This is a genomic window from Halomonas cerina, assembly GCF_014192215.1.
GTDB classification, from domain to species: domain Bacteria; phylum Pseudomonadota; class Gammaproteobacteria; order Pseudomonadales; family Halomonadaceae; genus Halomonas; species Halomonas cerina.
Window position 1 is genome coordinate 1 of the sequence record NZ_JACHXP010000012.1, and the last position, 24,654, is coordinate 24,654.

The window sequence follows — 24,654 nt, forward strand, 5'->3', positions numbered from 1 at the left end:
ACCCCGTAACGACGGATATAGGTCGAGACCGCACCGGCCAGCAGGTTGCCCGGCACGTCGTTACCCGCATAGACCAGCGGGCGCTCGTGGGCGCCGGTGGCCAGCACGACGCGACCGGCACGCACCCGGTGCAGGCGCGAGCGCACCTGACGACGGCCGTCCTTGAGCGGCGCGGTATCCGCCAGGTGCTCGGTGCGCCGCTCGTGCAGGGTCACGAAGTGGTGGTCGTGATAGCCGTTGGCCGTGGTGCGGGCCAGCAACGTCACGTTGTCGAGACCCGACAGCTCCTTCAGGACCTCGGCGGCCCACTGATCCGCCGGCTGGTCGTCGAGCCGCTCGCGGGAATCGAGCAGCGAGCCACCCATCTCCTCCTGCTCGTCGGCCAGGATCACCCGGGCGCCACTGCGCGCCGCGGCCAGGGCGGCGGCGAGGCCCGCCGGGCCGGCCCCGACCACCAGCACGTCGCAGTGCTGGTGCAGGTGGTCGTAGCTGTCCGGGTCGTTCTCCATGGGGCTGCGACCCAGGCCAGCGGACTTGCGGATGTACTTCTCGTAGGTCATCCACATCGAGGCCGGGGCCATGAAGGTCTTGTAGTAGAAGCCCGGCGGCATGAACTGGCCGCCCAGCTTGCCCACCAGGCCCATCAGGTCGCGCTGGACGTTGGGCCAGCCGTTGGTGCTGCGGGCCTCGAGACCGTCGTAGAGCGCCTGCTGGGTGGCCCGCACGTTGGGCACCTGGCCGGCCTCGGTCTTGCCGAGCTGGACCACCGCATTGGGTTCCTCGGCGCCGGCGGCGACGATGCCGCGCGGCCGCGAGTACTTGAAGCTGCGGTTGACCAAGTCGACGCCGTTGGCGAGCAGCGCCGAGGCCAGGGTGTCACCGGCATGGCCCTGATAACGCTTGCCGTTGAAGGTGAAGCTCAGCTTGCGAGAACGGTCGATGCGTCCGCCCCGGGTGAGACGATTGAGCTGGCTCATGCGCGGACTCCTTCACGAAGCGGTGCCTGGTCGGCGGCGTCCCGGGATGATCGGCCCTCGGGGTACTCGGCGGTAAATCTCGGCTGCTCGCCCATCCTGTAGGTCTCAAGGATCGCGTAGGTCACCGTGTGGCGGGTGATGTTGAAGAACTTGCGGCAACCCACGGCGTGTACCCACAGCTCGTGGTGGATGCCGCGCGGGTTATCGCGGAAGAACAGGTAGTCGCCCCATTCCTCGTCGCTGCAGGCCGCGGGGTCGGCCGGACGGGCGATGTGCGCCTGGCCCTTGGGATGGAATTCCTCTTCCTCGCGGTGTTCGCCGCAGTAGGGGCAATGGATATAGAACATGGCGAAATCTCCTTAGTGGGCCACGCCGGCGGCACCGTGCTCATCGATCAGCGCGCCGGTGTGGAAGCGATCGATGGAGAACGGCGCGGCGATCGGATGCATCTCGCCCTTGGCCAGGCTGGCGGCGAACACGTGCCCCGAGCCCGGGGTGGCCTTGAAGCCGCCGGTGCCCCAGCCGCAGTTGAAGTAGAGGCCCTTGACCTGGGTCTTGGACAGGATCGGGCAGGCATCCGAGCAGGTGTCGACGATGCCGCCCCACTGGCGGTTCATGCGCACCCGGGAGAAGATCGGGAACATCTCGACGATGGCCTGCAGGGTGTGCTCCACGGTGGGGTAGCTGCCGCGCTGGCCGTAGCCGTTGTAGCCGTCGATGCCCGCGCCGATGACCAGGTCGCCCTTGTCGGACTGGCTGATGTAGCCATGCACGTGGTTGGACATCACCACGGTGTCGAGCACCGGCTTGAGCGGCTCGGAGACCAGCGCCTGCAGCGGATGCGACTCCAGCGGCAGCTTGATGCCGGCCATCTTGGCCAGCACGCCGGAGTTGCCGGCGGTCACGCAGCCCACGGTCTTGGCCTCGATGTCACCGCGGTTGGTGTGCACCCCGTAGACCTGGCCATCGCGGATCTTGAAGCCGGTGACCTCGGTCTGCTGGAGGATGTCCACGCCATGGGCGTCGGCGCCCCGGGCGAAGCCCCAGGCCACGGCGTCGTGGCGGGCCACCCCGGCACGCGGCTGCCAGGAGGCGCCCATCACCGGATAGCGGGCATTCTTCGAGCAATCCATGATCGGCACCAGTGCCTGGACGCCCTTGGCGTCGAGCACCTCGCCGTCGATGCCGTTCAAGCGGTTGGCGTTGACCCGGCGCTGGATGTCGCGCATGTCCTGCAGGGTGTGGCCGAGGTTCAACACGCCGCGCTGGGAGAACATGACGTTGTAGTTGAGGTCCTGGGACAGCCCTTCCCACAGCTTCATGGAATGCTCGTAGAGCGCCGCGGCCTCGTCCCACAGGTAGTTGGAGCGGACGATGGTGGTGTTGCGCGCGGTATTGCCGCCGCCCAGCCAGCCCTTCTCGATCACCGCCACGTTCCTGACGCCGAACTCCTTGGCCAGGTAGTAGGCGGTGGCCAGGCCGTGGCCGCCGCCGCCGACGATGATGACATCGTAGGCCTTCTTGGGCGTGGGGTTGCGCCACTGACGCTCCCAGTTCTCGTGGTGGCTGAGCGCGTGCTTGACCAGCCCGAAGCCTGAATAACGTTGCATAGGGGTCTCCTCCAGGATCCCGCCGGCATGGCCGGCGGGAACGGGCTCACGCGATGGACGGGGCGGACTCGGCGCCGGGCATGGTCACGCCATAGACCGGGTGACGCTCGCACAGCTCGGCCACCTTCTCGCGCACCTCGTCCTCGACCGCGTCGCTGTTGCGGCGCTCGGTCAGGACGTCGAGGATGTCGCAGATCCAGCCGGCCAGGGCCTCGCACTCATCGACACTGAAGCCGCGGGTGGTCACCGCGGGAGTGCCGATGCGCAGGCCCGAGGTGACGAAGGGGCTTTCCGGGTCGTTGGGCACGGCGTTCTTGTTGACGGTGATGTGGGCGCGACCCAGGGCGGCATCGGCGTCCTTGCCGGTCACGCCCTGCTTGATCAACGAGACCAGGAACAGATGGTCGTCGGTGCCGCCGGACACCACGTCGAAACCGCGCTCGACGAAGACATTGGCCATGGCGCGGGCGTTGTCGATGACCTGCGCCTGGTAGCGCACGAAGTCCTGGCTCATGGCCTCGCGGAAGGCCACCGCCTTGGCGGCGATGACGTGCATCAGCGGCCCGCCCTGCTGGCCCGGGAACACCGCGCCATTGAGCTTGCGGTAGAGCGCCTCGTCGCCGGTGGCGGAGAGGATCAGGCCGCCGCGCGGACCACGCAGCGTCTTGTGGGTGGTGGTGGTCACCACATGGGCATGGGGCAGCGGGCTCGGGTAATGCCCAGCAGCCACCAGGCCCGCGACATGCGCCATGTCGACCAGCAACCAGGCACCCACCTCATCGGCGATGGTGCGGAAGCGACGCCAATCGATCACCCGCGAATAGGCCGAGAAACCGGCGATGATCAGCTTGGGCCGGTGCTCCCGGGCCAGACGCTCGACTTCCTCGTAATCAATCTCGCCGGTCGCCGGATTCAGGCCATACTGCACGGCATGGTAATGCTTGCCCGAGAAGTTGGGTGCCGCCCCATGGGTCAGGTGACCGCCGTGGGCCAGGCTCATGCCCAGTACGGTGTCGCCCGGCTTGATCAGGGCCATGAAGGCTGCGGCATTGGCCTGGGCGCCGGAGTGCGGCTGAACGTTGGCGTAGTCGGCGCCGAACAGGGCACAGGCACGCTCGATGGCCAGGGTCTCGACCTTGTCGACGAACTCACAACCGCCGTAATAGCGCTTGCCGGGATAACCTTCGGCGTATTTGTTGGTCAACTGGGTGCCCTGGGCCTCCATGACCGCACGGCTGGCATAGTTCTCGGAGGCGATCAGTTCGATATGGGCCTCCTGGCGGGCGACTTCCTCGGCGATGGCCGAGGCCAGGGAGGCATCGACGGATGCCAGGCGGTCATTGCGGGAAAATCCATCACGGTGGGTCATGCAGGGCTCCGGTATTGTTATCGCGGGTGGTCGTCACTCGAGGCCACTCTCGCCGCGATGGTATCCCCGGCCTCGGGGGGCAAGATGCTTGACGACGTCACGACTCGACGCGTTTGCGACACGGGTACCGTTTCGCGACAACCGAGTCGGGGATCGGCTCCCCTGGCTCGGCACCCGGCGCGCTTCCTCAGCGCCGGGCACGGAAAGGTCCGGACACGACACGCCGCGGCCCATCCTCAGGATGGGCCGCGGCGGGCGTATCGGGCGTGCCGGGCGGTGGCTAGTAGGCCACCACCACGTCGCCCTTGGGCATGCTGCAGCAGGAGAGAATGTAGCCCTCGGCGATATCCTCCTCGGTGATGCCGCCGTTGTGGTCCATCTCCACCTCACCGGTGCTGAGCGGTACCCGGCAGGTCCCGCAGATTCCCATGCCACAGGCCTTGGGAATATGCAGTCCCAGCTTGGCTGCGGCGGTATGGACCGTCTCGCCGGGCTGGATGCGCACACTCTTGCCCGTCACGCTGAACTCGACGCTGATCAGGTCGGCAGCATCGAATTCCTCGGCCTCGGCCTCGGCCTGCTCGACATGCTCGATCACCTCTTCCTGAACCTCCAGCGGCGTGGCGCCGAAGAACTCCTCGTGGTAGTGGCTCATGTCGAAGCCGTGCTGCGTCAGCAGGTGCTTGACGGCGTGCATGTAGGGCGTCGGGCCGCAACAGAAGATTTCGCGGTCCATGAAGTCCGGGGCCATCAAATCGAGCATCGCCTTGGACAGGTAGCCCCGGAACCCCGACCACGCCTGGCCCAGCTCGTCGCTGCGCTCGGCGACGATATGCAGCTTGAACTCGGGAATCCGCGAGAAGATGTGCTCCAGCTCACGATGGAAGATCACATCCGTGGGGGTGCGGGAACTGTGCACGAACTCGATATCCACGGCGGCGTTGGTGTCGAACATCCAGCGCACCATGGACATCAGCGGCGTGATGCCGACACCGCCGGAGAGCATCAGGTACTTCTCCGCCGGATAGTCCATGATGTTGAAGTTGCCGACCGGGCCGTGTACCACCAGCTCGTCGTTGGCCTTGAGATTGTCGTGCAGCCAGTTGGAAACCACCCCACCCGGCATGCGCTTGACGGTGATCGAGAAGCTGTAGGGCACCGAGGGTGAACTGGAGATGGTATAGGAGCGCATGATGGGCTTGCCATCGATCTCCAGCTCCAGGGTCACGAACTGCCCTGGCTTGAAGAAGAACAGCACCGGCTGCTCGGCCATGAAACAGAAGGTGCGGGTGTCCCAGGTTTCCTGGATCACCTTGACACAGCGCACCGCATGGCGGCCGTTGGTCCAGGTCTGGGTGGTGACGGGGTTAAGGAAGTTCATTGTCATTGTCGTGTCGCCTGGGCTGCAGCATGAGGGTCTCCGACCGCGGTGCCACCGCCTGCCGTTGTGCGAATTCTGCGCAGCGCCGCCGGACACGACTTGCCTGTCTGCGACATGGGCATGTCCATGACATCCACCCCCGCCATTTTTCGTTCTTCACCGCGTCGCTGCTGCATCGCCACACGTCGCCGGCAGACAACCGCCCCCCAGACCGCTGCTCCACACTCGCTGCAACCCGCCACGGCCCACTCCGCCGCGCGGCCACTCACCTGGCTGTACCCCCGAACAACCCCGAGGCCGCCATAGCGGCCCTGAAATGAGGATATGCCTCCATGGACTCCATGTCTCTCGCTCGCCTGGATGACTCCCTTGCCCCGGCCCGCGAGGCCACCGTCGAGATGCTGCAGCAGCGCCGGCACCACTTCTCGCTCCCTCAGCCCTTCTACAACGATGAACGGCTGTTTCGCCTGGACATGCAGGAGATCTTCGAGAAGGAGTGGCTGTTCGCCGGCATGACCTGCGAGATCCCCGCCAAGGGCAACTTCATCACCCTCGATGTGGGGGACAACCCGGTGGTCATCGTGCGTGGCAACGACGGCAAGGTGCACGCCTTCCATAACGTCTGCCGTCACCGCGGCTCGCGGCTGTGCGTCACCGACAAGGGCAAGGTGGCCAAGCTGGTCTGCCACTACCACCAGTGGACCTACGAGCTGGATGGCCGCCTGCTGTTCGCCGGCAGCGACATGGGCAAGGATTTCGACCTCGGTGCCTACGGGCTCAAGCCCGTCCAGGTGCAGACCGCCGGGGGCTATATCTTCGTCAGCCTGGCCGACGAGCCCCCGGCCATCGACGAGCTCCTCGAGGCGCTGGATCGCTACCTGGCCCCCTATGACATGGACAACGTCAAGGTCGCGGTGGAATCCAGCATTGTCGAGCAGGCCAACTGGAAGCTGGTGCTCGAGAACAACCGCGAGTGCTACCACTGCAACGGCGCCCATCCCGAGTTGCTCAACTCCCTGCAGGAGTTCGACGACACCGATGACCCCCGGGCGACCCCGGCCTACAAGGCGCTGGTGGCCCGCAAACAGGCCGACTGGGAAGCCCAGGGCGTGCCCTTCAAGCTCACGCGGCTTGGTCGTCGCAACCGCCTGACCCGCACGCCACTGCTGAACGGCACCGTCTCCATGACCATGGACGGCCAGCCGGGCTGCAAGAAGCTGATGGGCCGCCTGCAGAGCCCCGACATGGGCTCGCTGCGCATCCTCCACCTGCCCAACTCCTGGAACCACTACATGGGCGACCACGCCGTGGTGTTCCGGGTGATGCCGCTGGGGCCCCAGAAGACCGTAGTGACCACCAAGTGGCTGGTCCACAAGGATGCCGTGGAAGGCGTCGACTACGACCCGGCCCAATTGCGCCGTGTCTGGGACGCTACCAACGACCAGGATCGCCGGCTTGCCGAGGAGAATCAGCGCGGCATCAATTCCAAGGGCTACGAGCCGGGCCCCTACTCCGAGACCTTCGAGTTCGGGGTGATCGACTTCATCGACTGGTACAGCGAGCGCATGCTCGAGAATCTGGGCAATAGCGCCCCGCATCTCCAGCTGGCCCAAGGCTGAGCCCACCCCTCGCCATGCTCCCGGGGCCCACCGCTCGGTGGGTCCCGGGAGCACCGCCCCCTATGGCGAGCTTCTATATTGGCCCCCTTGCAAAAAAACGCCCCCGACTGACGGGGGCGTCCGACCATGTGGTCCGAATCTGGAGGTCCTTACTCCTCAGGATCGGCCAGATCCCCCTCGGCTACCGGGTTGGCCGCCGAATCCGTGGCCTCGACCCGCTCGGGTACCTCATCTTCGCTCAGTGCTTCACCATCCGGTCCCAGCGTATCGGCCAGATCCCCCTCGGCTACCGGGTTGGCCGCCGAATCCGTGGCCTCGACCCGAGTAGGCACCTCATCTTCGGCCAGCACTTCACCATCCGGTCCCAGCGTATCGGCCAGATCTCCCCCTTCCATGGGATTGGCAGCTGAATCCGTCGCCTTTGCCGCCGGATCATCTGCGGCAAAGGCCAGTGGACCGGCGACCAAGGCGAGTGATACACCGAGAACCCCGATCTTCTTCAGCAAGTCTTGGGGCTTCATACGACACCTATTGGCTTGAAAAAATGCACCCAAAAGGGTGAATGAGAACGTCTCATCTCGATTATCAGTCTAGACACGCCTCGCTCGACGCGCTGTGCGTCATGCATGACTCGCATTTGATCACGGCACCGGCCTAACGCAACTCGGGCAGCAGGAAGCGCTCGATGGCATCACGCACCGAGGGCAGCATGATATCGGTGCGCGCCATCAGCTCGCGCACCGTTTCCGCAAGCCTCGGCACCCCCACTTCCCTCTGCTTGCACCGCGCCATACGTGCGCAGGTCTCGGGACAGGCGCCCTCGGGAATACGGATGCCCAACGCCACCAGCCGGTCGCGGAAGTCATCCCCATCGATCAGGTCAACGATCATCATGGCCCTTTCCTCCTCATGGCGCGGTGGCCTCATTCATGAGACCGCCTGCGGCTCGGCGCGACTCAGGCGGCAGGCGGCGTACTTGAACTCGGGGATCTTGCCGTCGGGATCCAGGGCCGGATTGGTCAAGATGTTGGCCGCCGCTTCCACGTAACAGAAGGGCACGAACACCAGCCCCGCCGGCATCGACGGGTCAACCCGCGCCGTGAGGGTGATCGCCCCGCGCCTCGTGGTGATGGTGACGGGGTCCCCCGGCGCCAGGTGCAGGCGCGACAGCTCGGCCGGGGCCAGGCTGGCCACCGCCTCGGGTTCCAAGGCATCGAGCACCCGGGCCCGGCGCGTCATGGAGCCGGTATGCCAGTGCTCGAGCTGACGCCCGGTGGTCAGCACCGTGGGGTACTCCGCGTCGACCGGCTCGTCCGGCGGCAACGGCCGGGTGGGGGCGAACCGCGCCCGGCCGCCGGCACGCGGGAAGGCATCACTGAACACCACATCGGCCCCGGGGGCATCGTCAGCGGCACAGGGGTAGGTCACCGAGTCCTCCCGTTCCAGGCGCGCCCAGCTGATATGGTCCAGTGACGCCATGCCGCGTTTCATCTCGGCGAAGACCTCGCGGGGGTGCGTATAGTCCCAGCCCAGGCCGAAGCGTCGGGCAATCTCCTGGATGATCCACCAGTCGGGTTTCGCCTCGCCGGGCAAGGGCACGGCGGCGCGGCCCAGCTGGACCTGGCGGTTGGTATTGGTGACGCTGCCCTCCTTCTCCGGCCAGGCGGAGGCCGGCAAAATGATGTCGGCGAACTGGGCGGTCTCGGTGACGAACAGGTCCTGCACCACCAGGTGCTCGAGCCTGCCCAAGGCCGCCCGGGCATGGTCGAGATCCGGGTCGGACATCGCCGGGTTCTCGCCCTGGATGTACATGCCCTTGATGGTCCCGGCCGTAATGGCCTCCATGATCTCCACCACGGTAAGGCCGGGCTTGTCGTCCAGCGGCGTGGCCCACAGTTCCTCGAAGGCAGCACGCACCTGGGCGTCGGTCACCGGCTGGTAGTCGGGCAGGACCATGGGGATCAGGCCGGCATCCGAGGCCCCCTGGACATTGTTCTGGCCGCGCAGCGGATGCAGCCCGGTCCCGGGGCGGCCGATATGGCCGCAGGCCAGGGCCAGCGAGATCAGGCAGCGGGCATTGTCGGTGCCGTGGACGTGCTGGGAGATGCCCATGCCCCAGAAGATCATCGCCCGCTCTGCCCTCGCGAAGAGCCGGGCGATCTCGCGGATGGTCTCGGGGGCCACCCCGCAAAGACCGGTCATCGCCTCCGGGGTCATGTCCCCCACATGGGCCTGGAGGGCCGCGAAGCCCTCGGTATGGGCCTCGATATAGGCCTGATCGAAGAGGCCTTCCGTCACGATGACGTTGAGCATGGCGTTGTAGAGCGCCACGTCCCCGCCCGGGGTAAACCGCACGCTGCGGTGGGCGTAGGCATCCAGCGCCTGGCCACGCGGATCGAGGATGATCAGCTTGGTGCCGTTACGGGCCGCCTGCTTGAAGTAGGTGGCCGCCACCGGGTGGTTCACCGCCGGGTTGCAGCCGGTCAGGAGCACCACGTCGGCCTCGAGCGCCTGCATGAACGAGGCGGTCACCGCGCCCGAGCCGAGGCACTCCATCAGCGCCGCCACCGAGCTCGCGTGACACAGCCGGGTACAGTGGTCGACATGGTTGCTGCCGAAGCCGGTGCGCACCAGCTTCTGGAACAGCCAGGCCTCCTCGTTGGAGCACTTGGCGCTGCCGAAGCCGGCCAGGGCGTCGGGGCCGTGCGCCGCCTTGAGTCGCGTGAGGCCGTCGGCGGCGAGATCCAGGGCCTCGTCCCAGCTGGCCTCGCGGAAATGGCTGAGGGGATGGGCCGGGTCGAAATCGGGATCGAGCCCCTTGGCCACCCCGGGGCGGCGAATCAGCGGCCGGGTGAGACGCGCGGAGTGGTTCGGGTAGTCGAAGCCGAAGCGCCCCTTCACGCACAGGCGGTTCTGGTTCGAGGGCCCGTCGCGGCCCTCGACGAAGAGGATGGCATCGTCCTTGATGTGGTAGGTGAGCTGGCAGCCCACGCCGCAGTAGGGACAGACCGAGTCGACCTGGCGATCGGCCACCTTGGAGTCGCCGCGGCCCGCGGCATCGACCAGGGTCGCGGGCATCAGCGCTCCGGTGGGACAGGCCTGGACGCACTCGCCGCAGGCCACGCAGGTGCTCGCGCCCATGGGGTCGTCGAAGTCGAAGACGATCTTCGAGGCGGCCCCCCGGTGGGCCAGGCCGATGACGTCGTTGCCCTGCACCTCGCGGCAGGCCCGCACGCAGAGGTTGCATTCGATACAGGCGTCGAGGTTGACGTTCATCGCCGAATGGGTGGCGTCATGGACCAGGGAGCCGGCCCGGGGCGTCACATGGTGGACGGTGGGCGTCTCACGCTCGGCCCGGGATGGCCAGCGCACGCGGGCTGCGGTGGCGTCGATGGCCAGTGCATCGGCCATGGCCCAGAAGTGGCTCGAACGATCGGGCGCGTCGTCGCGCTCGGGCTGGTCGGCGATCAGCAGCTCCATCACCCCCTTCCGGGCGGTGCGGGCCCGCTCGGAGCTGGCACTCTTGACCACCATGCCGGGGGCGGCCTCGCGCAGACAGCTCGCCGCCAGCACGCGCTCGCCGTCAATCTCCACCATGCAGGCGCGACAGTTGCCGTCACTGCGATAGCCGGGGGCATCCTTGAAGCACAGGTGCGGGATGGTCTCACCGGCGCGCTTGGCCACCTGCCACAGGGTCTCGCCGGGGAAGGCGCTCACTTCCACGCCATCCAAGGTCAGGGAAAAGGTCTGTTCACTCATGTTCATCTCCCTTACCCCTTGACGATCACGTTGTGGCCGGCGAGCTCACCGCGGAAGTCCCGCAGCAGCCCCAGCACCGGATTGGGCGCCGCCTGCCCCAGACCACAGATAGAGGCGTCCATCATCACCTGGGACAGCCGTTCGAGCTCGGCGACCTGCCACTCGTCGCGCTCGAGCAGCGTCAGCATCTTCTCGGTGCCTACCCGGCACGGGGTGCACTGGCCGCAGGACTCGTCGGCGAAGAAGGCCAACAGGTTGGTGGCCACCAACCTGAGGTCATCCTGGTCGGAGAGCACGATGATGGCCGCCGAGCCGATGAAGCAGCCCGCCTCCTGCAGGGTATCGAAGTCCAGCGGGATATCGGCCTTGCTGGCCGGCAGGATGCCGCCGGAGGCGCCACCGGGCAGGTAACCGGCCAGCCGGTGGCCCTCGGCCATGCCGCCGCAGTACTCCTCGATGAGTTCGGTGAGAGTGATGCCGGCGGGTGCCAGATGCACGCCAGGTCGGCGGACGCGGCCGGATACCGAGAAGCTGCGAAGCCCCCGGCGACCGTGGCGGCCATGGCCGGCGAACCAGTCGGCGCCGCGCTGCCGGATCAACGGGATCCAGTAGACGGTCTCGACATTGTTGACCAGGGTCGGACGGCCGAAGAGCCCGCGCTGGGCGACGAAGGGCGGGCGGTGGCGCGGCTTGCCCGGCTTGCCCTCCAGCGACTCGATCATCGCCGACTCCTCACCGCAGATGTAGGCTCCCGCGCCGCGGCGCAGCACGATATAGCCCGGATCGCTCAAGCCGGCCGTCTCGAGTTCGGCGATGGCCTCGCGCAGCACCCGATGCAGGCCGGGATATTCATCACGCAGGTAGATATACAGTGCCTCGGCCTCCACGGCCCAGGCGCTGACCAGGGCCCCCTCAAGGAAGCGATGCGGCGAGCGTTCGAGGTAGTAGCGATCCTTGAAGGTGCCGGGTTCGCCCTCGTCGGCGTTGATGGCGCAATAGCGCGGGCCAGGCTCGGCCCGCACGAACTGCCACTTCTTGAAGGTCGGGAAGCCGGCGCCACCCAGCCCGCGCAGCCCCGAGGCTTCGAGCATCTTGGTCAGCGTCTCGACCGTCACCTGGCCGGCACGGCAATCGGCGAGCAGCCCGTAGCCGCCCTCGCCGCGATAGTCCTCCAGACGCTGCCAGACGATCGCCTCGGGATGGTAGTGACCGGTATCGACCACCGCCTCGACGCCCTCGCGCGTCGCGTACAGCACATGATGGTGCCCCACTTCCACCACCGGGGCCGTGTCGCAACGCCCCATACAGGGCGCACGAATCACCCGCACTCGCGCCGGGTCGGCGCCCGCTGCCAGCTCGGCCTCGAGCGTGGCGGCCCCGGCCAGCTGGCAGGAGAGCGAGTCACAGACCCGGACCGTCGTCTCCGGCGGCGGCACCTGGTCGTCGTGGACCACGTCGAAGTGGGCATAGAAGGTGGCGGTCTCGTAGACCGCGGCCATCGGCAGGTTCATGTAGGCGGCCAGCGCCCGGAGGTTCAGCAGGGACAGGTGGCCATGGGCATCCTGGAGGGCATGCAGGTGCTCGATCAGCAGGTCGCGCCGCTGCAAGCCGGGCTGCTCCCGCTCGTCACCGAGCAGCTGGCGAAGCGCCGCCAGGGCAACGGGGGGGAAGTCACGGCCACGCGGCTTGCCGCGGTGGCGACGCTTGGGAGTGACGGTCTCGACGGTCATGGCAGGCTCGTTGTTCTCGTGGGTACTACCTTTTCTCGCATGTTGGCACCGGCCCCAAGCCGGGGCAATGCTTCATCGGCTGTCACGTGAGCGCGTTGGCATGCGAGTGTCGCTATCAGCTAGGCTAGCCCATCTCTACCGCCGCATAGGCCACCATCTCGACGCGCATCGCCTCCCGGGCGAAACCGGAGACGATGATGGCGGCTCGGTTGGGGTAGGGCTCGCGCACGTACTCGGCATAGACCCGGTTGACCGTGGCCAGGTCCTCTCGGGCGGTGACGTAGATCAGCACCTGGGTCAGGGCCTCCATGCCGGCGCCGGCCTTCTCCAGGATGTGGGCCAGGTTATCCAGGGTCTGGCGGGTCTGGGCTTCGATACCGCCCTCGACCACCTCGCCATCGGCGCCGATGGGAATCTGGGCGGTGAAGAGGATGCCGTTGCCGACAACGGCCCATTCCAGGGGCGCCTTAGAGGCGAAAAGATCGGTGCTCACGGGGTGAATCATCGGTGATGTCTCGTGTCAGTCGTTGTCGTTGGTGCCGGCGCCGGCACCCTCACGGGAGGCCTCGGTGGCCTCCACCAGCATGCGGTTGGCGAGTTGCTTGAGGCGTTCCCAGACGGCCTCGTCGACCTCGATGCCCTCCGCCAGGGATCGGTGGCGGCAGGCCAGCAGGTCCGCTTCGTCGTGACGCGCCAGCAGGTCGTAGCGATAGTCCGAACGCATCGCCGGCAGCAAATCGACGTGGTTGGCCATCACCAGGGTGATGCCGTCGTTGGGCTCGTTCTCTTCCGGGATCTCGTGGACCGCGTAGACGCGGATCTCCGGTGCCGAGCCATTGGCCCGGAAGCCGACGACCTGCTCGGTCAGCGGCTGCTGGGCGTTGCGCCAGAAGGCGGTGACATTCATGCCGCGGCCCGCCAAGCGGGCCAGGTAGCCCATGATCAGCTGGCGGTTGTGGCAGTGACGGATCTTGGTCACCGAGAGCCCCCGGGCACGGGCCTTGGCGAAGCCGAGCTCCAAGGCCAGGGTGGAGCTTCTCAGCACGCTCTGGCCATGGCCGTCGACCACCGCCAGATCGCCATCCTGGTAGAGCACGCTGGGCAGCTCATCGGGATCGTCGTCGAGCAGGAAGTCCAGGCCTCGGTTCAGGGCGGCCAGGCCGCCGAGGCCAAAGCACTGCATCCAGGCGACCATGTCGGCGGCATCCGCCGCGTCGCCTTCCTCGAAGCCCATGCCAATGAAGGCCTTGCGGCACAGACCCTGCAACTCGTTATAGGACGCCTTCATGGTGTGTCTCCCACCCCTTGGTCTCGTTCATGCATGATGCCTTCGGGCTCCAGCGGGAAGCTCCAGTCATCGAAGTCGGCCAGGTCCCGGGGTTCGGCGTTGAGTTCCTCCACCAGCGGTGCCCCCTGGAAGAGGGTGATACGCACCCAGCGGTCGGACTTGGGATCGAAGCGGCTGGCCCCGAAGAACGCCAGCTTGGTGCGTAGCAGGTGCATGGGCTTCATGTCCCGATGCCAGAGGTTGGCACGAATTTCCCCGTAGGGCGTCTCGGCCATGGTCTGGATGCGCCGCACGATGTCCTTGTGCCGCGGATGGGCGATCAAAAACTCCACCACCAGCGCGCGGGGATGGGCATCGAGGAAGTCGCTCAAGGCCGCATGGGTACGGCTGACGCGAGGCGCGATGGCCAGCGGCAGTTCCTTCTCGGCGCCGGGCTCGACGCCACGCACGCCGAGCCGGGGTTCCTCCTTCTCGGCGGAACGATACCAGAACCAGTGACGCGCCTCGGGCTGCGTGAAGTCCTCGGCCAGGGCCCAGTCGTCATGAGTCTCGATCAGCTGCTTGAGCCGCACCAGGGGCATGTCCGGGGTCAGTTCCAGGCGCTCGTCGGTGCCCATCCGATCCTCCAGGGCATCGACCCGCTCGGGATACAGTTCGATCAGCAGAGTATTGACCAGCTCCTGGGCCTCCAACGGCAGGGTGCGTGCGCTCCAGGCCACCAGCTGCTGCCAGAGATCGGCCTCCAGCGGCACTTCCTCGAGCCAGGCGATCACTTCCGGCAATGCCGCCACCGTGGCGGCATTGCGCGCGCCCTGCTCGGCGTCCTCGGTGACCGTCTGGGCCAAGTGGTGCATCGCGCGTCGAGTGAGCTCGATCAGCCGCCGGCGGCTTTCCTCGTCCGGCGCCTGGCCCAGCGCCAACGCCAGGGCAGTCTCCCGGCACAGCACCCACTGCTGGATCAGCTGGGGATGGTTGATCAGGAAAGGGGCCATACCCAGGCCGGTGGAGTTGCCGATGCCCAGATAGCGGCGCAGTTCGGTGGCCATAGGCACCGCGCTCTCGGGCGCCTGGCAGCGGGCGATATGTTCGACCTGCTCGATGGAGAAGTGGCGCAGCAGGTAGACCGCTAGCATCTGGGCCGAGAAGGGTCGGTGGAAGTCGGGGTTGTCCTGCAGGCGCACGAAGTCGGCGATGCCGAACTTGCCGTTGCCGTAGACCGCCGTGGTCCGGTAGAGGTAGCCGACCCGTGTTAGCCCGGCCGGGTCGGGCTGGCGGCCGGTCGACAGCGCCGCCACGAAATGGGCGAAGTTGCGCAGGCTGCGGTTGGCGCGCGACAACACCAGCAGGCGCGGGTGCTGCCGTCCGGCCTCCTGAAGCGGCACGTTGGCCGCCATCTGCTCGAGCAGGGCGTCGTCCACGTCGCCCTCGACCACCCCGAAGGTGACGTCCCAGGCCTGGGCGATCACCCGGTCGGAACGCTGGTCGTCCTCGAGGTGCTGGGAGAAGATCACCCCGTGATAGCGGCCCTGGGGCGTCTGCAGCCGATAGATGGCGATGCCGTGACCCTGGGCGTTCAGATCGAAGCGGGTGCGGCTGATCTGCCAGCGCTGGCGTGCCATCTGGCGGACCAGGCTGCGCACGAAGCTGAGGCGACTGGCCGGCAGGCTGCCTAGCCGTTCCAGTTGCATGACCTCGTCAGCGGGGCGCAGCGGGGCCGGCAGGATCGTCGGGGTGGCGAACTCAACCATGGAGAGGCTCCTTGGGACGACGAGAGGTCAATCCCTGGGCCCTGGCCATGGCATAGGCCGCCTGGGGACCGGTCCACAGCGAGGGCAGCAAGACCAGTGACACCGGAATCGCGGTAATCACGATGAACTGCTGAAGGACACTGATCTGGCCCGCTCCCATATAGAGCAGGATCCCCGCCATCAGTGCCATGGCGATGCCCCAGAAGGCACGGACCAGGGCGTCGGGCTGGTCGTGGCCGGAGCCCACCACGGCGATGGCATAGCTCATCGAGTCCCCGGTGGTGGCGACGAAGATAGTGGTCAGCACCAGGATGGCCAGGGCCATCAGGGTGCCCCCCGGGAGGGCCTGGGCCACGGTGAGGGTGGCGACATCGAACTGGAAGTTGTTCAGCGCCTCGGTGAGATCGATCATCCCGGTCAACTGGAAGTGGATCCCCGAGCCGCCGAGCAGGGTGAACCAGACCGTGGTGGCGATGGGCGCCATGACCGCCACGGCGAGGATCATCTGGCGGATGGTTCGCCCGCGGGAGATGCGCGCCACGAAGATCGCCATCAAGGGGCCATAGCCGATGAACCAGGCGAAGAAGAACACCGTCCACCACTGCATCCACCAGGCTGGCGCCGTCTCGGCGGTCATGGTGGCCATGGTGAAGAAGGAGGTCAGGTATTCGCCGAAGCCCTGGGTGAAGGCATTGGTCAGAAACAGCGTGGGCCCGAAGAGGAAGATCACCGCGGCGATGGCCAGGGCCAGGAAGACATTGAACCGGCTGAGCCACTGGATGCCCCGGTGGATGCCGGTCACCGCGGAGGTGACATAGACGGCGGCCAGCGCCACCAGGATCACCAGTTGGGTGGCGTAACCGGCCGGCAGGCCCAGCAACTCGTGCAGGCCGAAGCTCACCTGGGTGGCCAGAAAACCGATGGGGCCCACGGTGCCGGCGACCACGGCGATCACGCACAGGGCGTCGACCACGCCACCGAGGGCGCCGCTCATGACCCGTTCGCCGAGCACCGGGTAAAGCAGGGTGCGCGGCTGCAGGGGTTGCCCCTTATCGTAGTGGGCATGGGCTAGCACGATGGCGGTCAACGAGCCGAGTACCGCCCAGGCCAGAAAGCCCCAATGCATGAAGGACTGGGCCAGGGCACCGGCCACGGCCTCGGCGGTGCCCGCCTGGGTATCGAAGGTCGGTGGCGTCACCACGAAGTGATAGACCGGTTCACCGGCGGCGAAGAAGACGCCGCCTCCGGCCAGCAGGGTGCACATGATGATCGACAGCCACTTGAAGGTGCTGATCTCCGGGGTCGCACGGTTGCCGATCCTGGCGCTGGCAGCCGGTGACACGGCCACGCCTAGGCCGATGAAGAAGGTCAGCAGCAACAGCAGCTGGAAATAGGACCCCAGCGTGCTGGCGGTCCAGGCGAAGCCGGCACCGATCGCGTTCGCCACCATGTCGATGTCATACAGCGACAGGGCGACGAACAGCACGATGAAGCCCACACTGAGACCGAGGACGATGGGATCCCCCAGCCGAGGCTCCTTGGCGGCCCGGGCCGCCTGGGTAGCGATGTTATCTTGTGTCATGTCATTGGCCTATGTTAGCCGGGTCCGCACGGACCCTCTTGTTGTTGTCGGGTATCGACGCGGGGTGCTCAGGCGACGGCCTCCACATCCGGTGTGGGGACGGCGGCGCGGTACAGCAGATCGACCCAGTTGCGGCCCATGACGCGCTCGATCGAGGCCTCGTCGAAGCCGCGCTGGCGAAGTCCCGCGATCAGATTCGGGAAGTCGCGGTTATCCCGGAACCATGTCAGGGGGCGCGGCCAGTCCGCGTTGGCCTTGCTACCCTCGCCGTAATCCATCTCCTTGGACCAGCGACCGTTGCGCATCCATTCCAGCACCGAGGTGGGTTGCGCCTGGCACAGGTCGGTCCCGATGGCGATGTGCTCGATGCCCATCAGGTCGGCGGTGCGGGCGACCATGTCGCAGAAGTCCTCGAGGGTACAGTCGGGCCCGTTGCGCAAGTGAAAGGGGTAGGCGGAGAAGCCCAGCAGGCCGCCACATTCGGCGATCGCCGCGAGCACCTTGTCCGACTTGTTGCGCTTGGCGGCATGGAAGGAGCTGGGGTTGGCATGGGAGATGATCACCGGGCGTTCGGAGAGCTCCACGGCTTCCAGGGTCGAGCGCTCGGCGCTGTGGGACATGTCGATGACCATGCCCACCCGGTTCATCTCGTGGATCACTTGGCGGCCGAAGCGGGTGATGCCACTGTCCTCGGCTTCGTAGCAGCCGCAGGCCAGCAGGCTCTGGTTGTTGTAGGTCAACTGCATGATCAAAAGGCCCAGGCGACGCATCACCTCGACCATGTCGATGTCATCTTCGATGGGCGAGCAGTTCTGGGCCCCGAGGAAGATGCCGATTTTGTCCGCCTGCCGGGCGCGTTCGATATCGCCGGGCTCGCGGACCGGCATGATCAGGTCGCCGTGAGCCTCGAAGCGGCGGTTCCACTCGCCGAGGCGTGACAGGGTCTCGCGGGTGTTCTCGTGGTAGACCAGGGTCGCGTGGACGGCATCGACGCCGCCCTCGCGCATCTGCTCGAAGATCTCCCGGGACCAGTTCGAGTACTGCAGACCATCGATGGTCAGGATGTCCTTGGACATGGGGCGTCTCCTCAGGCCTTGACGTAGCAGGTCTTGACCACGGTGTAGAATTCACGGGCATAACGCCCCTGCTCACGGGGGCCGAAGCTCGAGTCCTTGCGACCGCCGAAGGGCACGTGGTAGTCGGTGCCGGCGGTGGCCAGGTTGACCATCACGCAGCCGGTCTCGGCGCGGGCCTTGAAGTCATTGGCCAGCTTCAGCGAGTCGGTGATGATGCCGGCCGTGAGACCGAAGTTGGTGTCGTTGAGGGTGGCGATGGCCTGTTCATAGTCACGCACCTTGATCACGCAGGCGATGGGGCCGAAGACCTCCTCGCGATTGATGGCCATGTCATTGGTGGTGTCGGTAAACAGCGCCGGGGCCATGAAGAAGCCCTCGGTGTCGCGCTCGAGGCGCTCGCCGCCGAAGGCCAGGGTGGCGCCGTCGGCACGGGCACGCTCGACCCAGGCCAGGTTGGCTTCCAGCTGGCGGGCGTCCACGGCCGGGCCCATGTGCACGCCCGCTTCCAGGGCATGGCCGACCCTGATGGTCTTCAGCTTGGCGATCAGCTTGTCGACGAAGGCATCGTGGACCGCCTCGGTGACGATCAGCCGCGAGGAGGCGGTACACTTCTGGCCGGTGCCGGAGTAGGCGCCGGCGAAGGCGGCCTCCACGGCCAGGTCCAGATCGGCGTCGTCGGCCACGATCAGGGCATTCTTCGAGCCCATCTCCAGCTGGCACCGGACCAGGTTGCCGGCGGTGGCGGCAGCCACGCGGCGGCCCACGCCCAGCGAGCCGGTGAAGCTCAGGGCATCGATCTCGGGGCTCGAGATCAGCGCATCGCCGACGCTGCTGCCTGGGCCCATCAGCAGGTTGAAGGTCCCGTCGGGCAGGGCCTGGCGGCTGATGATCTCAGCCAGGGCCCAGGCGCTGGCGGGGACTAGGTTGGCCGGCTTGAAGATCACCGCATTGCCGAAGGCCAGCGCCGGGGCGATCTTCCACACGGCGGTGGCCATGGGAAAGTTCCAGGGACTGATGATGCCAACCACGCCGACCGGCTCGCGGCGGGTATCGATCTCGACTCCCGGACGCACGGAGTCGACCCGCTCATCGATCTGACGCAGCACCTCGGCGGCGTAGTAATGGAAGAACTGGGCGGAGCGATAGACCTCGCCGACGCCCTCGGCGCGGGTCTTGCCCTCCTCGCGAGCGAGCAATTCGCCGAGCTCGTCCTTGCGGGCGACCAGCTCGTCGCCGATGGCCATCAGCACGCCATAGCGCTGCTCGAGGCCGCTCCCACGCCACTCGGCCAGGCCGCGCCTGGCCGCGGTGATGGCTTGCTGCACCTGGTCGAGGCTGGCCTGGGCATAGTTACCGATCACATCACGGGTGTCGGAGGGGTTGACGTTGGTGACGCTATCCGGGCCGTCGAGCCAGGCACCGCCGATGTACAGGGAATGAACGTGGGACATGGAAACCTCCTTTGGACGTTGTCGTCATCCTAGGAGGGAATCCGAGATAAATATAATCAATAATATATTAAAAATGATAAACTAGATTTACCACCATCACTATCGTCGTGCCGGGAGGCGACATGCTGCCGGAGCTCAAGATCCAGCCGTTGCGCTATGTGCTGGCCATCATGGATGAGGGCGGCTTTCATGCCGCCGCCCGCCATCTGCACCGGACCCAGCCGGCGCTGTCCATGGCCATCAGGGAACTGGAACAGCGCCTGGGGGAGCCGCTCTTCGAGAAGGGCGGCAAGGCCACCCTGACGCCCTTCGGCAGCTGGTGCGCACCGCGCTTTCGCGAACTGGTGGCCCACCACGACCGCGTGAGCCGTGACGCCTTGGCCATGGCCAGCCATCAGGCGGGACGCGTGGATATCGCCACCGTCCCGTCGGTGGCCAGTCGCTTGATGCCCCGCCTCCTGGCGAGCTTCGTGGTCGCGTATCCGGGTATCGAGATCAGCCTGCGTGATGGCCACTCCGAGCTGGTGAATCAGATGGTGCTGAGCGGCGAGGTGGAACTCGGCATCACCAGCCTCTGGCAGGCCGAGGAGGGGCTGGACTTTACTCCGCTGCTGCATGACGAGATCGGCGTAATATGTCGCGACGACCACCCGCTGGCTAGGCGCGACCGCCTGCACTGGCGAGAGCTGACCGGGCATACCCTGATCCGCAATGGCACCTCGCGCCTGCTCGAAGGCTCACCGGCGGCCGGGCTGCTCGAACAGAGCAGGTTGTACATCTCCAACATGATCTCGCTGACCGCGATGCTCGAGGCCGGTATCGGCATCACTACCCTGCCCCGCCTGGCGTTCCAGGAAGAGCATGCGCGACTGCGCTTCCTTCCATTGGCCGAACCCCGCCTGGAGCGCCGGATCGGCCTGCTGTGCCGAGCACGCGTCAGCCTGTCACCGGCGGCGGCGGCCATGCGGCGGCATCTGCTGGAGCACCTGGTGGCGGAAGGCGTGTGACAAGTGGTGACGGCGGCAAGCCCGGCCGAGCGCTGGCTCGACCGGGGCTGCCTCCGGCGTCGCCGCTTACGCGGCGACGCTACCGTGGGGATCGATACCCCGAATAAGCTGGCCGCGACGCCCGTTAAGCGGCGACACTGCCGTGGGGATCGATACCCCGAATAAGCTGGCCGCGGCGCCCGTTAAGCGGCGACACTGCCGTGGGGGTCGATGACGAATTTCTTGGCCGCGCCGCCATCGAAGTCGGCGTAGCCCTTGGGCGCCTCGTCCAGGGTGATCATCTTAACATTGACCGCATCGGCGATGTTCACTTTACCGAACAGGATCGCCTGCATCAGCGGCCGGTGGTACTGCATCACCGGGCACTGGCCGGTATGGAAGGAGTGCGACTTGGCCCAGCCGAGGCCGAAGCGCATGCTCAGCGCGCCGTGCTTGGCCGCCTCGTCGGCCGCGCCCGGATCTTCGGTCACGTACAGACCCGGGATACCGATCTGGCCGCCGGCGCGGGTCAGTGACATGGCGGAGTTCAGCACGGTGGCCGGCGCTTCCTTGCCGTGGTTGCAGCCACAGGCATGGGCCTCGAAACCGACGCAGTCGACGAAGGCGTCGACCTCGCGCTCGCCGAGGATCGCCTCGATCCTGTCGGCCATGTCGCCTTCCAGGGTCAGGTCGAGGGTCTCGCAGCCGAAACTGCGGGCCTGGGCCAGGCGCTCTTCGATCATGTCACCGACGATCACGCAGGCCGCCCCCAGCAGCTGGGCGGACACGGCCGCCGCGAGACCTACCGGGCCGGCCCCGGCGATGTAGACGGTGGAGCCCGGACCCACGCCGGCGGTGACACAGCCATGGAAACCGGTCGGAAAGATATCGGACAGCAGCGTCAGGTCCTTGATCTTCTCCATGGCCTGGTCGGCGTCCGGGAACTTCAGCAGGTTGAAGTCCGCGTAGGGCACCATGACGTACTCGGTCTGGCCACCGACCCAGCCGCCCATGTCCACGTAGCCGTAGGCGGCACCAGGACGCGACGGGTTGACGTTGAGGCAGATGCCGGTGCGGCCTTCCTTGCAGTTGCGGCAGCGACCACAGGCGATGTTGAACGGCACCGAGACCAGATCGCCGGGCTTGATGAACTCGACGTCGCGGCCGGCTTCGATGACCACGCCGGTGATCTCGTGGCCCAGCACCAGGCCCGACGGGGCGGTGGTGCGGCCGCGCACCATGTGCTGGTCGCTGCCGCAGATGTTGGTGGTGACGACTTTCAGGATCACGCCGTGGTCGCACTTGCGATGGCCGAGAGCGAGTTCCGGATAGGCGATGGATTCGACGGCGACTTCACCCGGGCCCTTGTAGACGACTCCGCGGTTGGCTGCACTCATGGCTGGCTTCCTTCGACATTGTTGTAGGGGGGCGGCGAAAGCCGCCGCTCCTCGACGATAGCCGCTTCTCACGGCCGGAATGTTCCGTACGAGTCACCGCCATGCCAATTCGAGACATCCTCGCCACCATCTCGAGACGAATGTGCCGATGGATACCCGGAGGTCGTTTTCACGACACTGCCGGTCTCGCAATGCGCCAAGAATGTCCGGCGTCGACCGCCTCGCGTGGCGACACGACAACAACAAACGAGGACTTCCCTGATGCAGCATGACGACGACCCGGTCCTGACGCCAGGACAGGACAATACCCAGGTGCTCGGCCTGGACTTCCACAACCCCGTCTTCCCGCTCTCCGCCCTGGCCATCCTGGCCTTTATCCTCTACGCCCTGATCTACCCCGAGGCGGCCAACAGCCAGCTGACCGGGGCACGCGGCTGGTCGATCGAGCACTTCGACTGGCTGTTCATGATCGCCGGTAACGTCTTCGTGATCCTGTGCCTGGCGCTGATCGTGCTGCCCCTGGGCCGCATCCGCCTGGGCGGCCAGGACGCCCGGCCGGAGCACTCGCTGGTCTCGTGGTTCAGCATGCTGTTCGCCGCCGGCATGGGCATCGGCCTGATGTTCTGGAGCGTGGCCGAACCGGTGGCCTACTACACCGACTGGTACGGCACGCCCCTGAATGCCGCCGCGGGCACCCCGGAAGGCGCCCAGGCGGCGATGGGCGCCACCATGTTCCACTGGGGTCTGCACCCCTGGGCGATCTATGGCGTGGTGGGCCTTTCCCTGGCTTTCTTCGCCTACAATCGCGGCCTGCCGCTGACCCTGCGCTCCGCCTTCACCCCGCTGTTCGGCGAGCGCACCCGGGGCTGGCTCGGCCACATCATCGACATCATCGCGGTGCTGGCGACCATCTTCGGCCTGGCCACCTCGCTGGGCCTCGGCGCCTCCCAGGCCGCCGGCGGCCTCAACTACCTGTTCGACGTGCCCAACACCATCGGCACCCAGATCGCCATCATCATCGGCGTCACCGCGGTGGCGCTGTTCTCGGTGTGGCGCGGCATCGACGGCGGCGTCAAGCTGTTCTCCAACATCAACATGGTGATCGCCCTGCTACTGCTGCTGTTCGTGGTGCTGACCGGCTCCACCCTGCTGTTCGTCAACGGCCTGTGGGACACCACCCTGGCCTACGCCAGCCATGTCCTGCCGCTGTCCAACTGGATCGGCCGCGACGACACCACCTGGTACCACGGCTGGACGGTGTTCTACTGGGCCTGGTGGATCTCCTGGTCACCCTTCGTCGGCATGTTCATCGCCCGGGTCTCGCGGGGGCGCACCGTACGCGAGTTCCTGACCGCCGTGCTGCTGGTCCCGACCCTGGTCACCATCGTGTGGATGAGCGCCTTCGGCGGAAACGCCCTGGCCCAGTCCGCGGCCGGCGTCGGCGAGCTGGCCAATGGCATCAGCGACGTCTCCCTGGCGATGTTCCAGATGCTCGAGCACCTGCCGCTGACCACCCTGACCTCCACCATGGCCATCGTCCTGGTGCTGGTGTTCTTCATTACCTCCTCGGACTCCGGCTCGCTGGTGATCGACAGCATCACGGCCGGCGGCAAGGTCGATGCGCCACGCACCCAGCGGGTGTTCTGGGCCACCCTGGAAGGCGTGATCGCCGGCGTCCTGCTCTATGGCGGCGGCAGCGAGGCACTCACCGCCCTGCAGGCCGGCGCCGTGGCCACCGGCCTGCCCTTCACTATCGTGCTGCTGGTGATGTGCGTGGGCCTGGTCAAGAGCCTGCGTGAGGAACATCGCATGCTGAGGCTCGCCCCGACCACCTGACCCAGGCTCTGCCTCCACGCTCCGATGACCCCGGCACTCGCCGGGGTCGTTGCGTTATGCCCTGTGCTTCCGCGTTCTATCCTGCCGGGACTCGACCTCGAGGGGGTCGAACGGGCATGGTAGTGCTCTCCATCCGGACCCCTGATCGAGGCAAGGGGAACGCCCCTCACCTCGGGGAGGTCACGGATGCACGATCCGATCAAGCGTTCATGGCCTGCGAGGCCGAGGAGATACCACCGATGTCGAACCGTTTCACACGACGCCTGTGCATGACCGGCCTGCTGTTGCTGCTGGCCCTGGCACCCAATGCCTTTGCCCAGCAGGCGTCGTCGGGGGCTGCCGGCGCCGATGTCACGACCGAGCAGTTCCGTGACTGGGAGGTGCTCTGCCCGAGCGAGGGTGGCCAGGGCAACTGCACGATGAGCCAATTGGTCAACAATCCGGACAGCGGTGAGCCGCTGATGCGGGTGATTGTCGCCTACCCCCCACAGCTCGAGGGGCGCCCGGCGATGACCTTCTTGCTGCCGCTGGGCGTGCGTCTCGCCCCGGGCCTGCAGCTCAGCGTGGGCAGTGGCGAGCCGGCGCAGTTCCCTTACCAGGTCTGCCTGCAGCAGGGCTGCCGGGCCGACCTGCCCGTTGAGCCCTCCCTGCTCCAGGCGCTGCGCGGTGGCAGCTCGGCGACCCTGAGCCTGATCGGGCCTCGCGGTAACCGCATGGACCTGGCTATCTCCCTGATGGGCTTCACCGATGCCAGCCAGCGGATCGCGCCCTGAGGGCCCGTCCATGGCCTGGACAAACGCAAAGCCCCGGCCTGGTGCCGGGGCTTTGCGTTGGGGGGAGGGACG

General features: G+C 66.7%; 20 protein-coding genes. 4 read left to right on the forward strand and 16 right to left on the reverse strand.

Annotated features, from left to right (window positions below):
* From FHR94_RS12260 to FHR94_RS12280, 5 genes are all read right to left on the reverse strand, one after another.
* Positions 1-977 (reverse strand): 2Fe-2S iron-sulfur cluster-binding protein (locus FHR94_RS12260; protein ID WP_183326018.1); only part of this gene is annotated, 977 nt, incomplete at its 3' end.
* Positions 974-1,324 carry a sarcosine oxidase subunit delta gene (locus tag FHR94_RS12265; RefSeq protein WP_183326019.1) on the reverse strand — a complete coding sequence of 117 codons (351 nt, stop codon included), beginning with the start codon at positions 1,322-1,324 and terminating at the stop codon, positions 974-976. The genes FHR94_RS12260 and FHR94_RS12265, both read right to left, overlap by 4 nt.
* Positions 1,325-1,336: 12 nt before the next feature.
* Positions 1,337-2,587, reverse strand: a complete 1,251-nt coding sequence (locus tag FHR94_RS12270; RefSeq protein WP_183326020.1) for a sarcosine oxidase subunit beta family protein — start codon at positions 2,585-2,587, stop codon at positions 1,337-1,339.
* A gap of 46 nt (positions 2,588-2,633) precedes the next feature.
* Positions 2,634-3,956 (reverse strand): serine hydroxymethyltransferase, encoded by a 1,323-nt coding sequence (gene glyA, locus FHR94_RS12275; RefSeq protein ID WP_183326021.1) that lies wholly within the window; start codon positions 3,954-3,956, stop codon positions 2,634-2,636.
* 280 nt (positions 3,957-4,236) lie between these two features.
* Positions 4,237-5,343 carry an FAD-binding oxidoreductase gene (locus tag FHR94_RS12280; RefSeq protein ID WP_183326022.1) on the reverse strand — a complete coding sequence of 369 codons (1,107 nt, stop codon included), beginning with the start codon at positions 5,341-5,343 and terminating at the stop codon, positions 4,237-4,239.
* A gap of 326 nt (positions 5,344-5,669) precedes the next feature.
* Here FHR94_RS12280 and FHR94_RS12285 point away from each other — a divergent pair, with 326 nt between their 5' ends.
* Complete coding sequence (locus FHR94_RS12285) at positions 5,670-6,956, forward strand: aromatic ring-hydroxylating oxygenase subunit alpha (protein ID WP_183326023.1); 1,287 nt, start codon at positions 5,670-5,672, stop codon at positions 6,954-6,956.
* 149 nt (positions 6,957-7,105) lie between these two features.
* Here the strand turns inward: FHR94_RS12285 and FHR94_RS12290 are convergent, their stop codons facing one another.
* From FHR94_RS12290 to FHR94_RS12335, 10 genes are all read right to left on the reverse strand, one after another.
* The gene (locus FHR94_RS12290) at positions 7,106-7,477 is read right to left on the reverse strand and encodes a hypothetical protein (protein WP_183326024.1); all 372 of its coding nucleotides are present in this window, start codon (positions 7,475-7,477) and stop codon (positions 7,106-7,108) included.
* Positions 7,478-7,610: 133 nt separating this feature from the next.
* Positions 7,611-7,850: a hypothetical protein gene (locus FHR94_RS12295; protein WP_183326025.1), complete on the reverse strand. Its 240-nt coding sequence runs from the start codon at positions 7,848-7,850 to the stop codon at positions 7,611-7,613.
* 33 nt (positions 7,851-7,883) lie between these two features.
* Positions 7,884-10,715, reverse strand: coding sequence for a formate dehydrogenase subunit alpha (fdhF, locus tag FHR94_RS12300; protein ID WP_183326026.1), 2,832 nt, complete (start codon positions 10,713-10,715; stop codon positions 7,884-7,886).
* Positions 10,716-10,726: 11 nt separating this feature from the next.
* Entirely contained in the window at positions 10,727-12,445 is a 1,719-nt protein-coding gene (locus FHR94_RS12305; protein WP_183326027.1) for an NADH-ubiquinone oxidoreductase-F iron-sulfur binding region domain-containing protein, read from the reverse strand.
* 124 nt (positions 12,446-12,569) lie between these two features.
* Positions 12,570-12,950, reverse strand: a complete 381-nt coding sequence (locus FHR94_RS12310) for a RidA family protein (RefSeq protein ID WP_183326028.1) — start codon at positions 12,948-12,950, stop codon at positions 12,570-12,572.
* Between the two features lie 15 nt (positions 12,951-12,965).
* A complete protein-coding gene (locus tag FHR94_RS12315) occupies positions 12,966-13,733 on the reverse strand; it encodes a DUF3726 domain-containing protein (RefSeq protein ID WP_183326029.1) in 768 nt (255 codons plus the stop codon).
* Positions 13,730-15,481 carry a hypothetical protein gene (locus tag FHR94_RS12320; RefSeq protein ID WP_183326030.1) on the reverse strand — a complete coding sequence of 584 codons (1,752 nt, stop codon included), beginning with the start codon at positions 15,479-15,481 and terminating at the stop codon, positions 13,730-13,732. The genes FHR94_RS12315 and FHR94_RS12320 overlap by 4 nt, the downstream gene beginning before the upstream one ends.
* Entirely contained in the window at positions 15,474-17,063 is a 1,590-nt protein-coding gene (locus tag FHR94_RS12325; protein ID WP_183326031.1) for a BCCT family transporter, read from the reverse strand. The genes FHR94_RS12320 and FHR94_RS12325 overlap by 8 nt, the downstream gene beginning before the upstream one ends.
* 68 nt (positions 17,064-17,131) lie before the next feature.
* Positions 17,132-18,139, reverse strand: a complete 1,008-nt coding sequence (locus FHR94_RS12330) for a dipeptidase (protein ID WP_183326032.1) — start codon at positions 18,137-18,139, stop codon at positions 17,132-17,134.
* Between the two features lie 11 nt (positions 18,140-18,150).
* A complete protein-coding gene (locus FHR94_RS12335) occupies positions 18,151-19,590 on the reverse strand; it encodes an aldehyde dehydrogenase family protein (RefSeq protein ID WP_183326033.1) in 1,440 nt (479 codons plus the stop codon).
* 122 nt (positions 19,591-19,712) lie between these two features.
* On the opposite strand from FHR94_RS12335, the gene FHR94_RS12340 reads away from it, so the two are divergent.
* Entirely contained in the window at positions 19,713-20,597 is an 885-nt protein-coding gene (locus tag FHR94_RS12340; RefSeq protein ID WP_183326034.1) for a LysR substrate-binding domain-containing protein, read from the forward strand.
* Between the two features lie 182 nt (positions 20,598-20,779).
* Here the strand turns inward: FHR94_RS12340 and fdhA are convergent, their stop codons facing one another.
* Positions 20,780-21,973, reverse strand: coding sequence for a formaldehyde dehydrogenase, glutathione-independent (gene fdhA, locus FHR94_RS12345; protein ID WP_183326035.1), 1,194 nt, complete (start codon positions 21,971-21,973; stop codon positions 20,780-20,782).
* A 261-nt stretch (positions 21,974-22,234) separates the two neighbouring features.
* Between fdhA and FHR94_RS12350 the strand changes: the two genes are divergently transcribed.
* On the forward strand, positions 22,235-23,809 hold the full coding sequence (locus FHR94_RS12350; RefSeq protein ID WP_183326036.1) for a BCCT family transporter: 1,575 nt from the start codon (positions 22,235-22,237) through the stop codon (positions 23,807-23,809).
* Positions 23,810-24,048: 239 nt separating this feature from the next.
* Positions 24,049-24,582: an invasion associated locus B family protein gene (locus FHR94_RS12355; protein WP_183326037.1), complete on the forward strand. Its 534-nt coding sequence runs from the start codon at positions 24,049-24,051 to the stop codon at positions 24,580-24,582.
* Positions 24,583-24,654 lie beyond the last annotated feature (72 nt).

Bases quoted from the DNA above. Each gene is read 5' to 3' on its own strand.
- FHR94_RS12325 (WP_183326031.1), bottom strand. From the start codon at position 17,063: ATGACACAAGATAACATCGCTACCCAGGCGGCCCGGGCCGCCAAGGAG.
- FHR94_RS12290 (WP_183326024.1), bottom strand. From the start codon at position 7,477: ATGAAGCCCCAAGACTTGCTGAAGAAGATCGGGGTTCTCGGTGTATCA.
- FHR94_RS12295 (WP_183326025.1), bottom strand. From the start codon at position 7,850: ATGATGATCGTTGACCTGATCGATGGGGATGACTTCCGCGACCGGCTG.
- FHR94_RS12335 (WP_183326033.1), bottom strand. From the start codon at position 19,590: ATGTCCCACGTTCATTCCCTGTACATCGGCGGTGCCTGGCTCGACGGC.
- FHR94_RS12315 (WP_183326029.1), bottom strand. From the start codon at position 13,733: ATGAAGGCGTCCTATAACGAGTTGCAGGGTCTGTGCCGCAAGGCCTTC.
- FHR94_RS12320 (WP_183326030.1), bottom strand. From the start codon at position 15,481: ATGGTTGAGTTCGCCACCCCGACGATCCTGCCGGCCCCGCTGCGCCCC.
- fdhF (WP_183326026.1), bottom strand. From the start codon at position 10,715: ATGAGTGAACAGACCTTTTCCCTGACCTTGGATGGCGTGGAAGTGAGC.
- FHR94_RS12265 (WP_183326019.1), bottom strand. From the start codon at position 1,324: ATGTTCTATATCCATTGCCCCTACTGCGGCGAACACCGCGAGGAAGAG.
- FHR94_RS12285 (WP_183326023.1), top strand. From the start codon at position 5,670: ATGGACTCCATGTCTCTCGCTCGCCTGGATGACTCCCTTGCCCCGGCC.
- FHR94_RS12330 (WP_183326032.1), bottom strand. From the start codon at position 18,139: ATGTCCAAGGACATCCTGACCATCGATGGTCTGCAGTACTCGAACTGG.
- glyA (WP_183326021.1), bottom strand. From the start codon at position 3,956: ATGACCCACCGTGATGGATTTTCCCGCAATGACCGCCTGGCATCCGTC.
- FHR94_RS12310 (WP_183326028.1), bottom strand. From the start codon at position 12,950: ATGATTCACCCCGTGAGCACCGATCTTTTCGCCTCTAAGGCGCCCCTG.
- fdhA (WP_183326035.1), bottom strand. From the start codon at position 21,973: ATGAGTGCAGCCAACCGCGGAGTCGTCTACAAGGGCCCGGGTGAAGTC.
- FHR94_RS12350 (WP_183326036.1), top strand. From the start codon at position 22,235: ATGCAGCATGACGACGACCCGGTCCTGACGCCAGGACAGGACAATACC.
- FHR94_RS12270 (WP_183326020.1), bottom strand. From the start codon at position 2,587: ATGCAACGTTATTCAGGCTTCGGGCTGGTCAAGCACGCGCTCAGCCAC.
- FHR94_RS12340 (WP_183326034.1), top strand. From the start codon at position 19,713: ATGCTGCCGGAGCTCAAGATCCAGCCGTTGCGCTATGTGCTGGCCATC.
- FHR94_RS12280 (WP_183326022.1), bottom strand. From the start codon at position 5,343: ATGACAATGAACTTCCTTAACCCCGTCACCACCCAGACCTGGACCAAC.
- FHR94_RS12305 (WP_183326027.1), bottom strand. From the start codon at position 12,445: ATGACCGTCGAGACCGTCACTCCCAAGCGTCGCCACCGCGGCAAGCCG.
- FHR94_RS12355 (WP_183326037.1), top strand. From the start codon at position 24,049: ATGTCGAACCGTTTCACACGACGCCTGTGCATGACCGGCCTGCTGTTG.